Genomic DNA, 14168 nt, shown 5'->3' on the forward strand with positions numbered 1-14168 from the left:
GCGCCCCCGGCGGGATCAGGGCGGGGGCCGCCTAAGCTGAGGCGGTGCTGATCCTCGCCGCGACCCCCATCGGAAACCTGGGTGACGCCAGCGACCGGCTGCGCACCGCACTCGAAGACGCGACGATCGTCGCCGCCGAGGACACCCGCACCACGGTCCGGCTGCTGCAGGCGCTCGGCATCCAGAACCGCCCCCGCCTGCTCGCGCTGCACGATCACAACGAGAAGCAACGTGCGGCGGAGATCGTCGAACTCGCCCGCGAGGAGGACGTACTCCTGCTCAGCGACGCCGGGATGCCGACCGTCAGCGACCCGGGCTTCGCGGTCGTGGCCGAAGCGGCCGCGCGCGGCGTCGACGTCACAGCGCTCCCCGGCCCGAGCGCCGTGATCACCGCGCTCGCCCTCGCCGGGCTGCCCACCGACCGCTTCACCTTCGAGGGCTTCGCGCCGCGAAAGGACGGCGAGCGTCGGACGACGTTCGGGGCCCTCGCGTCCGAGCCCCGCACGATGGTGTTCTTCGACGCGCCCTCCCGGCTGGCCGAGACGCTCGCGGCCATGGCGGAGGCGTTCGGCACCGACCGACGCGCCGCGGTGTGCCGCGAGCTCACCAAGCTCCACGAGGAGGTCGTCCGTGGCCCGCTCGGCGAGCTGGCGGAATGGGCGTCAGCCGGTGTCCGCGGCGAGATCGTGGTCGTCGTCTCCGGCGCGGAGGTGCGTGCCGTGTCCGAAGAAGACGCGGTCGCGCAGGTGCTGCGGATGGTGGCCGGCGGCATCCGTCTGAAGGATGCCGCGGCGGAAGTCTCGCGCGAGACCGGCCTGCCTTCGCGCGACCTGTACCGCGCCGCCGTCGCCGCCCGCGGCTGAGCCGGGGCGGCGACCGGACGGGTCAGCCCTTGACGGACCCGGCGGTGAGCCCGCCGACGATGTACCGCTGCAGCGACAGGAACAGTACGAGGACCGGCACGGAGGCGAGGATCGCGCCGGCGGCGAACAGGCCCCAGTTGCTGGAGAGCTGGTTCGAGACCCACTGGAACATGCCGACGGCGAGGGTCCAGTTGTCCTCCGAGACGAGCACGATCTTCGCGATGATGTAGTCGCCGAAGGCGGCGATGAACGCGAGCAGGGCGACGACGGCGAGGATCGGCGTGACCAGCGGCATGATGAGCCGCCAGAAGATCTGCGCGTGCGTGGCACCGTCGATCTTCGCCGACTCGTCGATCTCCATCGGGATCGTGTTGAAGAACCCGTACATGAGGAACGTGTTCACGCCCAGCGCGCCGCCGAGGTAGACGCAGATGAGGGCGATCTTGGAGTTCAGCCCGAGCGCGGGGAACACTTCGCCGAGCGTCAGCAGCATCAGGAAGATGGCCACGAAAGCGAGTGCCTGAGGGAACATCTGCACGATGAGCAGCGCCGTGAGACCCGGGCGCCGGCCCGTGAACCGGAATCGCGAGAACGCGTACGCGGCGGCGGCGCCCATCAGCACGGCGCCGATTGCGGAGGCCCCTCCGACGATCAGGGTGTTGCCGTACCACGCCCAGTAGCTGGTGCCTCCGAGAGCCGCGTAGTTGCCGGCGTCGAAGACCGAGAACAGCGAGTTGGCCGCAGCCAGGTTGCCGTTCGGGTTGAGCGACGCCGAGAACACGTAGATCAGCGGGAACATCGCGTAGAAGAGGATGACGATCGCCAGCAGATACTTCCAGCCGACCTCGAGCAGCCAGCGACGTCGCTGTCCGGGGCGGGGAGCGGTCGCCGCCGTGCGCCGCGCGCGGGCAGTCCCGGTGGTGATGGTGGCGGTGGTGGGAGCGGACATCACTGGTACTCCTCCAGCTTCTTGGTCTGGCGGAACGCGAGCGCCGAGATGAGGCCCACGAGGATGAACACGAGGATCGAGAGTGCGCTGGCCAGGCCGTAGTCGGCCTTTCCGCCCGAGACGCCCGAGATGTCGTAGATGGCGGAGATGAGGATGTCGGTGTACCCCAGCGCGTACGGTGCGCCCGGAATGGCGGGTCCACCGTTGTTGAACATATAGATGATCGTGAAGTTGTTGAAGCTGAACGCGAACGACGAGATCAGCAGGGGAGCGGTCGACACCAGTACGAGCGGCAGGATGATCGATCGCAGCTGCCGGAACCGTCCGGCCCCGTCGATGGATGCCGCCTCCAACGCATCCTGCGGCAGCGCCTGCAGGGCGCCGGTGCACACAAGGAAGTAGTACGGGTAGGTCAGCCACACGTTGACGAACAGCACCGCGCCGCGGGCGAGCCACGGGTCGCCGAGCCAGTCGATGTTCGAGCCGCCGAAGAACAGCTCGTTGATGACACCGAACTCGGCGTTGAACATGCCGCGGAACAGCAGCGCCGACATGAAGGCCGGGAAGGCGTACGGGAGGATGAACAGGGTCCGCAGGATCTTGCGCCCCCGCACGCGCGGGTCGTTGTAGATGAGGGCCATCACGAGGCCCAGGGCGAAGGGGACGGCGACCGAGAGGATCGCCCAGACAAAGGTCCAGCCCGTCACCAATCCGAGCGGCTCGACGATCGAGGGGTTCGTGAAGAGCTTGATGAAGTTGTCGAATCCGACATGCACCATCCAGCCGGTGGGGAGGGCGGTCCCGTCGTCGGCGATGAAGCGACCGTCGGCGCTGGCCTGGTAGACGAGGCCTGTCGCGCTGTCGGTGATGGTCTGCGCATCGGCATCCCACGTCATGGTCGACAGGTAGACGGCGCCGCTGGAGCCGTCGCGGGTGCGGATCGAGCCTTCGTTGGGGTCGTCGGAGACCGGGACGCGGAGGTCGACGACGGCGGCCTGCGTCTCCTTGTCGCTGATGATCGTGTTGCGCGGGACGATCGACCATCCCGGGACGTCGGTCGGGGCGCCCGCCGCGGGGGCGGTGCCGACGGCGGTGAGCGGCTCGTCGGCGGTTCCCGCCAGCACCTCGCCGTCGATGACGACGGCGAAGCCGAGTTCACCGCCGCGCTCGACGACCGCGAGGGGGACGGTCGGTGCGCCTTCGACACGCCGCTCGCCCTGGGCGAGGGCCGCCTCGACGGCCTGCTCCTGCGAGCCGACGTGCCCCGAGCCGTAGTTCGTGAAGGCGATGTACCCCGTGTAGAGGAAGATGAAGACCTGGAAGATCAGCAGGAACGACAGCCCGGGCAGCAGGTACTTCAGGGGCAGCGCCTTCTTCGTGAAGTACACGACGTCGGCGATGACCAGGAGCGCCACGGCGACACCGAAGACGAGCCAGGACTGTGCCTGGAACGCCGCGATGATGCCGAGCAGGCCGACCGCGTTGACCACGGCCATGAGCGCGAGCTTGACCAGGAAGCCCCAGCCCGGTCCCGACCAGCGTCGCGCGTGCGATTCCGGCGGCGGCGCGGTGGATTCGTCCGCGGCGACTGTGCTCTGCGGAGCCGTCATGTGCTTCTCCCTCTCGAGGAAAGTGGTTCCCGGGCGCGGGGCTCTGCGCCCCGCGCCCGGGGGTTGATCAGCCGATGGCGGCCTCGACGTCGGAGACCATCTTGCTCCACGTCGCCTCGGGGTCAGCGCCCTTGATGATCTGGACCTGGGCTGCGTTCCACAGGTCCCAGACCGAGCCCATCTCGGGGATCGACGGCTGCGGCACGCCGTTGGAGGCCGAGGCCAGGAAGCCGGCGACGATCGGGTCCTCCGCGATGGCCGGGTCCTCCGCGAGCGTCTTCCACGCGGGCAGGCGCGGGTCGGCTTCGTAGAGCGCCTTCTGCGCCTCGTCGGTGGCCAGGTAGTTCACGAGGAACTCCTGGGCGACCAGCGCGTTCTCGCTCTGCGAGCTGAGGTAGAAGCCCTGGACGCCCACGAACGGCGCTGCGGCCTCGCCGCCGGCCGAGGGGATCGGGCTCACCTTGATGTTCGCGCCCTGTGCGGTCAGCGCCTCCACGGCCCACGGACCCTGGATGGTGAATCCCGCCTTGCCCGCGGCGAACAGCTCGTTGTTCGTGTCGTAGTCGATCGTCGTCGAGATGTTCCCCGTGCCCTTCTCACCCTTCTCGCCGAGCCAGGTGGCGAACGCGTTGCCCGCGTCGCCGCTCATGCCGACCTCGGTCGTGTATGAGCCCGAGTCGTCCTGGACGAAGACGGGTGCGCCGAACGAGGTCTGGAAACCGTACATCGTGTACGCGTCGCCGGTCTGCCCGGCCGTGTTGATCACAAGGGGACGCTCCGCGCCGGCCTCTTCGGCCTGCGCGATCATCTCGTCCCACGTGGTCGGCACGTCTTCGCCGACGAGGTCGGTGTTCTGGATCAGCGCGATCGACTCGAGCGCGTACGGGAAGCCGTACACCTGGCCGTCGTAGCTGAACGCGTCGACCGCGACCTGCTCCAGCTTGTCGGCGGCCTCGCCCAGGTCGACGGTGTCGACGACACCGGCCGAGACGAACGCTCCGAGGAAGTCGTGCGCGCCGATCGTGATGTCGGGGCCCTCACCGGTCGGGACCTGGTTGATGAAGTCGGTGCGGATGTCCTCGAAGTTCTTCTGGACGAGCTCGACGGTCGCGCCGGTCTCCTCCTCGAAGGCGGCAGCCGCGGCCTCGATGGCCGGCTCCCGGTTCTCGTCGGTCCAGACGGTGAGCGTGACACCGCTGGCGTCGATCGGGGCAGCCTCGGATTCCGCGGGTGCCGTGGGGGTGCTGCTGGCGCAACCGGCCAGCAGCAGGGATCCGGCCGCCAGTGCAGCGACGCCGATGCCCATCTTGCGCATGGATGTTCCTTCCGAATGTGGTCGATCCGGCACGGCCTCGGGTGAGGTCGCGCCGTCACGACCGGTGGTGTGATGTTCCGATCAGGTGATCGGAACGGTTTCTCTCAGTGCGGTTGACGGTTCCCCGTCGAGGAGCGCTCGGTCATCGACCGCTCCCGTCGGCTGCATGCGGCAGGCGGACGACGGCGACGTCGCCTCCTGCCAGCACCAGCGTGCCCCGGATCTCTTCCTGCGTCAGCAGGTCGAATCCGGATGTATCGAGCGAGACCGCCTCGGTCCCGTGGTTGATCGCGACCAGGTAGTCCGCGTCGTCGCCGTGACGGACGATGGTCTCCACACCGGTCGGCGTCCCCGCGGGGGCGATGCCGGCATCGGCGTAGATCTCCGCCATGACGGCCTGGAGGCCGGCGGCATCCGGACGCGTGCTGATGTACCACGCGGTTCCTTCGCCTAGGCGGTTGCGGGTGATCGCGGCCTGACCTTCGGCCGGGCCGGCGAGGTAGGTCCCGCGCGCCTCCGCCGTCGTGAGGACGAGATCCTCCTGCCAGACGCCGGCCGACAGCCGCGCGTCGCCGAAGGCAACCTCGGCGGTGCCGCCTTCGCGCAGCGGCAGGTGCTCCTCGATCCGAAGACCCAGGGCCTCCGCGAGTGGCGCCGCGAAGCCACCCGGGTGGACGGCGTCGTTCTCGTCGACGACGGCCGAGAAGAACGAGACGACGAGTGTGCCGCCGCCGCGTACGTAGGCGGTGAGGTTGGCGGCATCCGCCTGCGTGAGGAGGTACTGCGCCGGGGCGATGACGAGCTTGTAGCGGGAGAGGTCGTGGCCCGGGAGCGCGAAGTCGACGGTGATGTCGTCGCGCCACAGGCGCTCGTAGAACGCCCGGATGCGCTCGTCGTGGCCGACGTCCTCGGAGGGGCGCCATTCGAGGTCCTGCGCCCAGAAGGATTCGAAGTCCCACAGGACGGCGACATCGGCGTTGACGCGGGAGCCCCGCACTTCGCCGAGCCGGCTGAGCTTGGCGCCGAGGTCGACGACCTCGCGGAAGACCCGGGAGTCGGTGCCGGCGTGGGGGAGCATCGCGGAGTGGAACTTCTCGGCTCCGGAGCGTCCGGCGCGCCACTGGAAGAAGAGGATGCCGTCGGCGCCGCGGCCGAAGTGTGACAGCGAGTTGCGTGCCATCTCGCCCGGTCGCTTGGCGATGTTGCGGGGCTGCCAGTTCACGGCGGAGGTGGAGTGCTCCATGAGAATCCACGGCTTGCCGCCGCCCACCGAGCGGGAGAGGTCGGCGGCGATCGCGAGTCCGATCTCGCCCTCCTCATCGGCCGCCCACAGGTAGTGGTCGTCGGAGACGATGTCGACCTCTCGGGCCCAGGCCCAGAGGTCCACGCCGTGGTGCTGGTTGGCCATGAAGTTCGTGGTCACCGGCTGCGAGGCATGGGCGCGGATCGCCTGCTTCTCGATCGAGAAGCAGGCGCGCAGCTGCTCGTCGGTGAAGCGGGCGAAGTCCAGCTTTTGCGCGGGGTTGATGGTCGAGGGCGCGGCGGCAGGTGCCCCGACGTGCTCCCACTCCTCATAGTGCTGGCCCCAGAAGGCGGTGCCCCACGCGGCGTTGAGCCCGGCGATGGTGCCGTACCGGTTCTGCAGCCAGAGGCGCCATGCGCGGACGGAGTGGGCGGAGAAGTCTTCACCGACGGGCACGCCGTATTCGTTGTGGATGTGCCACATGACGACGGCGGGGTGGTCGGCGTATCGCTCTGCCAGAGCGCCCGCGATGCGGGCGATCGCAGTGCGGTATTCCGGGGCGGAGTGCGACACCATGCCGCGGGCGCCGAACCCCAGGGCGACGCCGTCCTTGGTCACCGCGCGGGCGTCGGGGTAGGTAGCGAAGAACCATGCGGGGGGAGAGGCGGTCGGGGTGCCGAGGTCGACGGCGATGCCGTTCGCGTGGAGCAGGTCGATCACGTCATCGAGCCAGGTGAAGTCGAACTCGCCCTCGCGGACCTCGATGAGACCCCACGAGAAGATGCCGATGCTGACGAGGTTGACGCCTGCCTCACGCATGAGGCGCACGTCTTCGTCCCAGACGTCGCGGGGCCACTGCTCGGGGTTGTAGTCACCGCCGTAGGCGATGCCCTCCAGATGCGGCCAGGCGGGGGTCGTCATTCGGCGTGCCATCCTCATTGATCTCAGCGGGTCCGGTCCATGCGTCTTGTTGCTGGGACGAGGCTGGGACCGGTAACAGGTTCGGGTCGAGTCTATGTCGAGGGATGCCGCTGGACCGTCCGTCGTTACCGAACTGTGACCGGTCCCATCCATCGTCGGCTCGGAAGCCGCTGCGGGTATAGAGTCGGCGAGTGGTCCTCCCTCCTGAGCGCAGACGGCCCACCATCCGCGATGTCGCGGAGGTGGCCGGTGTTTCGCACGGAACCGTCTCGCGTGTGATCAATGGTGGTCGGTGGGTGTCGGAGGAGGCTCGCGCCGCGGTTGACGAGGCGATCCGGAAGACGGGGTACACGGTCAGCCATGCCGCGCGGGCGTTGGCGACGGGTCGGGCGAGTTCGGTGGCGTTCCTGCTCACCGAGCCGCAGCATCTGCTGTTCGCCGATCCGACGTTCGCCCTCCTCCTGCGGGGGGCGACGGAGGCGCTGGCGCAGCGCGACATGACGCTGGTGCTGTTGATCGCTGAGCATCCGTCGCAGTACGCGAACATCGAGCGCTATGTGCGCGCCGGTCACGTGGACGGGGTGCTGCTCATCTCGTCGCACGAGTCGAATCCGTTGCTCGCGGCGCTGACGGAGGCCGGCGTGCCGACGGTGTGTACGGGTGTGCCGCTGGGTGACCGCGCTCATGTGCCGACCGTCTCGGTGGATGAGGAGGGGTCTGCGAGGGAGATGACGCGTCATCTCTTGGCGGGCGGGTATGAGCGGATCGCGGTGATCACCGGTCCCGATGACACTCCGGGTGGGCGTTACCGGCTGGTGGGTTTCCGCGAGGAGATGGGGGACCGTTTCGACCCGGATCTCGTCGAGCAGGATGTGTATTCGAGCGATGCGGGCGCGGCGGCGATGACGCGTCTGCTGGAGCGGGCACCGGACATCGACGCGGTGTTCGCCGCGTCGGACGTCATGGCCGTGGGCGCGATCGCGGCGCTGCGCAAGGCGGGGCGCCGCGTCCCCGAGGACGTCGCCGTCGCGGGCTTCGACGATTCGGGTCTTGCCGCCTCGACGGACCCGCCGCTGACGACGATGCGTCAGCCCTGGTCGGAGATCTCGCACCGCATGGTGGAAGTGCTCCTCGACGTGATCGGCGGCGGCACCGGTGAATCCGTCGTCCTGCCGACGACGCTCGTCGCGCGCGCAAGCGCCTGACGCCTTTCTCGGCGACCTTCCGAGCTCTTCGGGATTCGTGCGCTCCTGAGACTTTCGCGACCCTCCGAAATCCTCATGTGAGTTCCCGCTCACGCATTCTCGAGTGCCCGGCGGTCGGTGGCGTCGAGACGTTCCGAGCTCCCGACGTGAGTCCCGGTTCACTCGCCCTCGCGAGAATCGTCATGTGAGTTCCGGTTCACGCGGCGTCGCGAGACCGTCGTGTGAGTTCCGGTTCACGCGGGTTCGCGAGACCGTCGTGTGAGTTCCGGTTCACGCGGCGTCGCGAGACCGTCGTGTGAGTTCCGGTTCACTCGCCCTCGCGAGAATCGTCATGTGAGTTCCGGTTCACGCGGGTTCGCGAGACCGTCGTGTGAGTTCCGGTTCACGCGGCTTCGCGCGGATCGTCGATGTGAGTTCCGGTTCACCTGACCCGTGAGGAGGCATGTGAGTTCCGGCGCACGCGGCATGGAGGACTCGCTCGGCAGCTGGACCGTGGGCTTCGTCATCGACGGGGGAGTGCCTCGTTCGCGGCCGCCCAGGCCCACTGCTTCTCGCGTGTGAACGGGAACTCACATGAGGTTTTGCGAAGGTCTGAAGGCGTCGGGCACGCGATGCGCGGTGTCGGAGGGCAGACGTAGGTTGCGGCGATGGACCCTTTCGAAGTGATGGCGGAGCCGGTGCGTCGGCGGATCATCGAGATACTCGCGAGCGGTGAGCACACCGCCGGGGAGATCGCCGCGGCGATCACCGCCGAGTTCCGGATCACCCGCACGGCGGTCTCGAAGCACCTCCGCATCCTGCGGGACGCACGATTCGTCGAGGTCCGCGCGGATGAACGATGGCGCTGGTACTTCTTCACGGCAACGGGCCTCGAGCGTCTCGAGGACGCCGTCGACGAACTCCGGGACCGCATGAGCGGCGGCGTCGGAGAGGACCCCTTCGGGCGCGGCCTCCGCGATCCGCTCCGCATGCCGTCCGACGTCGTCCCCCGCGATCCGCTCCGCATGCCGTCCGACGTCGTTCCCCGGCGCGGTCCGGGTCGGCCCTCCCGGCGCGGCACCCGCGGGCACCAGCGCGACGGATACGTGGCATCCGAACCCGACCTCGGACTCTTCCCGACCGTGATCTTGCCGCTCGTGCTCGACGAGGTGCGTACCGTCGGCGGGTCGTCACAGGAGCCGGGCTGAGCGCCACACACGCCTAGAATCGTCGGGTGACTTCCGGCGGCTCCTTCTACATCACCACCCCGATCTACTACCCCAGCGATCTGCCCCACATTGGGCACGGGTACACCTCGGTGGCGGTCGACACGCTCGCGCGGTGGCACCGGCAAGCCGGCGACGACACCTGGATGCTCACCGGCACCGACGAGCACGGGCAGAAGATGCTCCGCGCCGCGACCGCGAACGGCGTCACCCCTCAGGAATGGGTCGACAAGCTCGTCGAAGAATCCTGGTTCCCGCTCCTGGAAACCCTCGAAGTCGCCAACGACGACTTCATCCGCACCACCCAGGCACGCCACGAGGAGCGCGTCCAGAAGTTCGTGCAGGCGCTCTACGACAGCGGCTACATCTACGCCGGCGAATACGAAGCCCTCTACTGCGTGGGCTGCGAAGAGTTCAAACCCGAAGCCGAGATCGTCGACGGCACCGGCCCCTTCGAAGGCCTCAAGGTCTGCGCCATCCACTCCAAGCCCCTCGAACTGCTGCAGGAGAAGAACTACTTCTTCAAGCTCAGCGACTTCCAGGAGCGCCTCCTCGAGCTCTACAAGACCCAGCCCGACTTCGTCCGCCCAGACTCCGCGCGCAACGAGGTCGTCTCTTTCGTCAAGAGCGGTCTGAAGGACCTCTCCATCTCGCGGTCGGCCTTCGACTGGGGCATCCGCGTGCCGTGGGACGACTCGCACGTCATCTACGTGTGGGTCGACGCCCTCCTCAACTACGCCACCGCCGTCGGATACGGCACCGACCCCGAACAGTTCGACCGCCGCTGGCCCGCCTACCACGTCGTGGGCAAGGACATCCTCCGCTTCCACGCCGTCATCTGGCCCGCCATGCTCATGGCCGCCGGCCTCGAGGTGCCGCGCGGGATCTTCGCCCACGGCTGGCTGCTCGTCGGCGGCGAGAAGATGTCGAAGTCGAAGCTCACCGGCATCGCCCCCACCGAGATCACCGACGTGTTCGGCGCCGACGCCTACCGGTTCTACTTCCTGTCGGCGATCGCCTTCGGCCAGGACGGCTCGTTCTCGTGGGAGGACCTGTCCGCCCGCTACCAGGCCGAGCTCGCCAACGGCTTCGGCAACCTCGCCTCGCGCACCGTCGCCATGATCGAGCGCTACTTCGACGGCATCCTGCCCGTCAGCGGCGACGCCGCCGAGAACGACCTGCGGGTGCAGAAGACGGTGTCGGATGCCGCAGCCGCAGCAGACCAGGCCATGACCGCGTTCCGCCCCGACCTCGCGATCGACGCGATCTGGACGATCGTCGACGACCTCAACGGCTACATCACCGAGAACGAGCCCTGGGCGCTCGCGAAGGACGACGCGCAGCGCGACCGCCTGTCGACGGTCCTGTACACCGCTGCGGAAGGCCTCCGCGCTCTCGCCGTGCTGCTCTCCCCGGTCATGCCGGTCGCCACGCGCCGGCTGTGGGAAGCGCTCGGCGGCCCGGACTCCCTCGGCGAGCTCACCCAGCAGCCGCTGCGCGACGCGGGCACCTGGGGCCAGCTGCCGGCAGGAACGCGCGTGACGACGCTCACGCCGCTGTTCCCGCGCGTCGAGCAGACCGCATGACCACCGACGCCGCCGACCCGAGCGGCTACGTGCGTCAGCGCGAGCAGTCGGCGCGCGACGTCCGCTGGCCCGACGCGCCTGAGCCGCTCGCCGTCGCGGTCTACGACAACCACGCGCACCTCGAGATCGAAGACGGCGACGAACCGCGGTCGCTCGACGAGCAACTGTCCCGCGCGGCCGACGTCGGCGTCGTCGGCGTCGTGCAAGCCGGCGGCGACATCGAGTCCTCCCGCTGGTCCGCCTGGGCTGCGGCATCCCACCCGTCGGTGCTCGCGGCGGTCGCCATCCACCCCAACGAAGCTCCCGCCTACAAGTCAGCCGGACGGCTCGACGAGGCGATCGCGGTCATCGACGAACTCGCCGCGCAGCCGCGGGTGCGTGCGGTGGGGGAGACCGGCCTCGACTTCTTCCGCACGGAGGAGGACGGGCTGCCGGCCCAGTTCGAGAGCTTCGAGGCGCACATCGACATCGCCAAGCGTCACGACCTCGCCATGCAGATCCACGATCGCGACGCGCACGACGCGGTCCTCGAGACCCTCGAACGCGTCGGCGCGCCCGAGCGGACCGTCTTCCACTGCTTCTCGGGCGACGCGGACATGGCGCGGTACAGCGCCGAACGCGGCTACTGGCTCAGCTTCGCCGGCAACGTCACCTTCAAGAACGCGCAGAACCTCCGGGATGCCCTCGCCGTCACGCCGCGCGAGCGCATCCTCGTCGAGACCGACGCGCCGTTCCTCACGCCGACGCCCCACCGCGGGCGGCCCAACGCGCCGTACCTGATCCCGGTCACCGTGCGGTTCATGGCCGCCGAGCTCGGCGTGGACGTCGACGAGTTCTGCGCGCAGCTCGCGCAGAACACCCTCGAGGTCTACGGGTCGTTCAGCGACTGACCGAGGGCGCCGCCGGCATCGAACCCGCCGGCGCCGTCGGCACCGAGCCCGCCAGCGCCGCCGTCGGAGACGCTAGCGCGCCCACGGGAGGACGGGTCGTGGACCCCGGGACGAGCTCCCACGGCAGGTCCACGACGCGTGGCCCGTCGTCGAGGAGCGCCGCCGGAAGCGTCGCGAACATCGCCTCCGCGGCGAGGTCCGGACGGATGCAGACGTGGGTGACGCCGAGGCGGCGGTTCACCGCGCAGTCGCTCGAGCACAGCGCCACGAGCTGCACGTCGCGCGGGATGATGAGCCGCATCTCCTCGAGCTGGAGGTACACATCCGGCCCGTCCTCCGCGCCGGCGAACACCGCGTCGGCGCCGGCCGCGAGGGCCTCCGTGAGCACGCGCGGAAGGGTGCGGCGGGCGGCATCCACCGTTCGCACCATCGGCTCACGACCACGGACCGAGCTCCAGATCTCGTAGGCGGCCCGGCCGATGTCGTCGCGCGGTCGACCGCCCGACTCGGTCAGGAACACGATGCGTTGCGCGCCCGCACGCTCGAGCTCGTCGAGCCCCGCCCGCACGGCGGCGTCGAAGCCGGTGCGGATGCTGAGCCCGCGCGACCCGTCGACATACTGGTCGTCCGCCACGATCGGGATGCCGCGTGCGATCGCCGCGCGCAGCAGCGCCTGACTGCCGCGGGCATCGGGCACGTACAGTGCGTCGAGCGTGGTGCCGGCGATGAGGTCGGGGTTGGACTCGGGGAGCACGGTCACGGTGAAGCCGTGCTCGGCAGACGCCCGCACGAGCGAGGTGAGCTTGCGGGTGCGCTCCCACTCCCAGCGGCGGTCGGGCTCATCGTCGTCGGCCATCACGAAGCCGACCGTCATCGTCCGTCCGCTCCGCAGCGCCGCCGCGTGACGGTTGGGCACGTAGCCGAGATCGGCGGCGATCGCCTTGATGCGCTCCCGCGTCTCGGGACGCATGCTGCCGCGGTCGTTGAGCGCCTGGCTGATGGCCGCCGTCGACACGCCTGCGGCGCGGGCGATGTCCTTCAGCGTGACGCTCGGGCTCATGCCTGCTCGCCCTCGTCCCCGGACCCCGGCTCGGCGCTCTCCGGCAGCACCGTGCGCACGGCATCGGCCCACGACGCTCCGAAGCCGTTCGACGCGAGGGTGTGTCCCCGCGCGATCAGCTGGTGCATCATGACGCCCGAGAAGTGACGGAGCGCCGTCTCGACCTCGGGGGAGTCGCCGCGGCGGCGCGCCCGGGTGAGCTCCTCGTCGAGGATTCCCTGCACGAAGTGGCGGAGGTCCACGACCGACGGCGCGACCTCGTGCACCCGACGGGCGGCGGCGTGACGCTGCGCGGCGGCCTGCACGATCTCGCGGGCCTGCCCGACGGTGACGGCCTCGTCGACCGGGGCGTGCAGGCGGATGGTCTCGAGGTCGAGGAGGTCGATGCCCGGCAGGAGTGCCACCCCGGGATCGACGTTGCGCGGCAGGCCGAGGTCGATCACGACCTGCGGAGCCGTGCTCCCGGCCCGGGCCGCCGCGTGCGCACCCGCTTCGAGGGCGAAGGTGTCGGTGGTCGCGGTGCAGGTGACGACGACGTCGGCGGCCGCGGCCTCGGCCGCGTAGTCGTCGACGCTCACGTGGACGAGATGCTCGCGGTGCGCGAACTTCTGGCGTCCCGAGCGGGAGTGCACGCGGATGTCCTGCGCGCCGACGGCGCGGAGGGCGGCGAGAGCTGCGGCCGCGTAGCGTCCGGTGCCCACAAGGAGCACGCGGGCGCGGGCCCAGTCGTCGATGCGCGGGGAGACGAGGTCCACGGCGAGGCGGACGAGCGAACGCCCGGACTCGCCGAGCCGCGTGGTGTTCTTGACCGTGCGCGAGGTCTCCGTTGCACGCTGGAAGAGGTGCTCCAGTGGCGCCGTGGTCAGGCCGTGCTCCCGCGCGGACTCGAGGGCGCGACGGACCTGCCCGGCGATCTCGTCCTCGCCGACGGCGACCGAATCGAGACCGGATGCCACGGAGAAGAGGTGATGGGCGACCTGGTTGCCGTGCGCGAAGTCGACGTTCTCCCGGAGCGCCCGATACGGGAGCTGGGCGGCGTCCGCGATCGCCTCCATCGCGGCATCCATCGCGGGAACGGGGGAGCCGTGGTCGGGGTCGTCGGCGAGGTCGAAGTACGCCTCGAAGCGATTGCAGGTGGCGAGGACGACCGCACCGCGCACGGAATCGTGCACGGTCGAGAGCTGGCCTGCGAGGTCGTCGCCGACCGTCGACAGCCGCTCGAGAGAATCGAACGGCGTGGAACGCTGATGAGCGGTCAGACAGACGAGCACAGTGCGGAGAACCCCCTCGGATCGGCATTAGTATATCGATTAACCGATTC

Annotated in this window: 11 protein-coding genes; 5 read left to right on the plus strand and 6 right to left on the minus strand. The window is 69.4% G+C overall.

Annotation, left to right across the window (positions count from 1 at the left end; translation table 11 throughout):
* The first annotated feature begins 44 nt into the window (after positions 1-44).
* Positions 45-863 (plus strand): 16S rRNA (cytidine(1402)-2'-O)-methyltransferase, encoded by an 819-nt coding sequence (rsmI, locus tag BKA24_RS07090; RefSeq protein WP_184216490.1) that lies wholly within the window; start codon positions 45-47, stop codon positions 861-863.
* Positions 864-885: 22 nt separating this feature from the next.
* Here the strand turns inward: rsmI and BKA24_RS07095 are convergent, their stop codons facing one another.
* From BKA24_RS07095 to BKA24_RS07110, 4 genes are all read right to left on the minus strand, one after another.
* Positions 886-1812, minus strand: a complete 927-nt coding sequence (locus BKA24_RS07095; RefSeq protein ID WP_184216492.1) for a sugar ABC transporter permease — start codon at positions 1810-1812, stop codon at positions 886-888.
* Positions 1812-3422: an ABC transporter permease subunit gene (locus tag BKA24_RS07100; protein ID WP_184216495.1), complete on the minus strand. Its 1611-nt coding sequence runs from the start codon at positions 3420-3422 to the stop codon at positions 1812-1814. Before BKA24_RS07100 ends, BKA24_RS07095 begins: the two co-directional genes overlap by 1 nt.
* A gap of 67 nt (positions 3423-3489) precedes the next feature.
* The gene (locus BKA24_RS07105) at positions 3490-4737 is read right to left on the minus strand and encodes a sugar ABC transporter substrate-binding protein (RefSeq protein ID WP_184216497.1); all 1248 of its coding nucleotides are present in this window, start codon (positions 4735-4737) and stop codon (positions 3490-3492) included.
* A 142-nt stretch (positions 4738-4879) separates the two neighbouring features.
* Positions 4880-6901 carry a beta-galactosidase gene (locus BKA24_RS07110; RefSeq protein WP_184216499.1) on the minus strand — a complete coding sequence of 674 codons (2022 nt, stop codon included), beginning with the start codon at positions 6899-6901 and terminating at the stop codon, positions 4880-4882.
* A 191-nt stretch (positions 6902-7092) separates the two neighbouring features.
* Here BKA24_RS07110 and BKA24_RS07115 point away from each other — a divergent pair, with 191 nt between their 5' ends.
* The 4 genes from BKA24_RS07115 to BKA24_RS07130 all read left to right on the plus strand — a co-directional run bounded on the left by BKA24_RS07115 (position 7093) and on the right by BKA24_RS07130 (position 11787).
* Entirely contained in the window at positions 7093-8106 is a 1014-nt protein-coding gene (locus BKA24_RS07115) for a substrate-binding domain-containing protein (RefSeq protein ID WP_184216501.1), read from the plus strand.
* A gap of 647 nt (positions 8107-8753) precedes the next feature.
* Complete coding sequence (locus tag BKA24_RS07120) at positions 8754-9293, plus strand: ArsR/SmtB family transcription factor (protein ID WP_184216503.1); 540 nt, start codon at positions 8754-8756, stop codon at positions 9291-9293.
* Between the two features lie 26 nt (positions 9294-9319).
* Positions 9320-10897 carry a methionine--tRNA ligase gene (gene metG, locus BKA24_RS07125; RefSeq protein WP_184216505.1) on the plus strand — a complete coding sequence of 526 codons (1578 nt, stop codon included), beginning with the start codon at positions 9320-9322 and terminating at the stop codon, positions 10895-10897.
* Entirely contained in the window at positions 10894-11787 is an 894-nt protein-coding gene (locus BKA24_RS07130; protein ID WP_184216507.1) for a TatD family hydrolase, read from the plus strand. Before metG ends, BKA24_RS07130 begins: the two co-directional genes overlap by 4 nt.
* Here the strand turns inward: BKA24_RS07130 and BKA24_RS07135 are convergent.
* Together BKA24_RS07135 and BKA24_RS07140 are read right to left on the minus strand one after the other, a co-directional pair.
* Positions 11777-12847: a LacI family DNA-binding transcriptional regulator gene (locus BKA24_RS07135; RefSeq protein ID WP_184216509.1), complete on the minus strand. Its 1071-nt coding sequence runs from the start codon at positions 12845-12847 to the stop codon at positions 11777-11779. The genes BKA24_RS07130 and BKA24_RS07135 overlap by 11 nt on opposite strands.
* A complete protein-coding gene (locus BKA24_RS07140) occupies positions 12844-14118 on the minus strand; it encodes a glutamyl-tRNA reductase (protein WP_184216511.1) in 1275 nt (424 codons plus the stop codon). Before BKA24_RS07140 ends, BKA24_RS07135 begins: the two co-directional genes overlap by 4 nt.
* Positions 14119-14168 lie beyond the last annotated feature (50 nt).

The sequence above is a fragment of the Microbacterium marinum genome (assembly GCF_014204835.1).
In the GTDB taxonomy this organism is placed as follows: Bacteria; Actinomycetota; Actinomycetes; order Actinomycetales; family Microbacteriaceae; genus Microbacterium; species Microbacterium marinum.

What these genes read in the sequence shown, in the direction of transcription:
- BKA24_RS07095 (WP_184216492.1), bottom strand. Translation starts at nt 1,812, where the DNA reads ATGTCCGCTCCCACCACCGCCACCATCACCACCGGGACTGCCCGCGCG.
- BKA24_RS07100 (WP_184216495.1), bottom strand. Translation starts at nt 3,422, where the DNA reads ATGACGGCTCCGCAGAGCACAGTCGCCGCGGACGAATCCACCGCGCCG.
- BKA24_RS07105 (WP_184216497.1), bottom strand. Translation starts at nt 4,737, where the DNA reads ATGCGCAAGATGGGCATCGGCGTCGCTGCACTGGCGGCCGGATCCCTG.
- BKA24_RS07110 (WP_184216499.1), bottom strand. Translation starts at nt 6,901, where the DNA reads ATGACGACCCCCGCCTGGCCGCATCTGGAGGGCATCGCCTACGGCGGT.
- BKA24_RS07120 (WP_184216503.1), top strand. Translation starts at nt 8,754, where the DNA reads ATGGACCCTTTCGAAGTGATGGCGGAGCCGGTGCGTCGGCGGATCATC.
- BKA24_RS07130 (WP_184216507.1), top strand. Translation starts at nt 10,894, where the DNA reads ATGACCACCGACGCCGCCGACCCGAGCGGCTACGTGCGTCAGCGCGAG.
- BKA24_RS07135 (WP_184216509.1), bottom strand. Translation starts at nt 12,847, where the DNA reads ATGAGCCCGAGCGTCACGCTGAAGGACATCGCCCGCGCCGCAGGCGTG.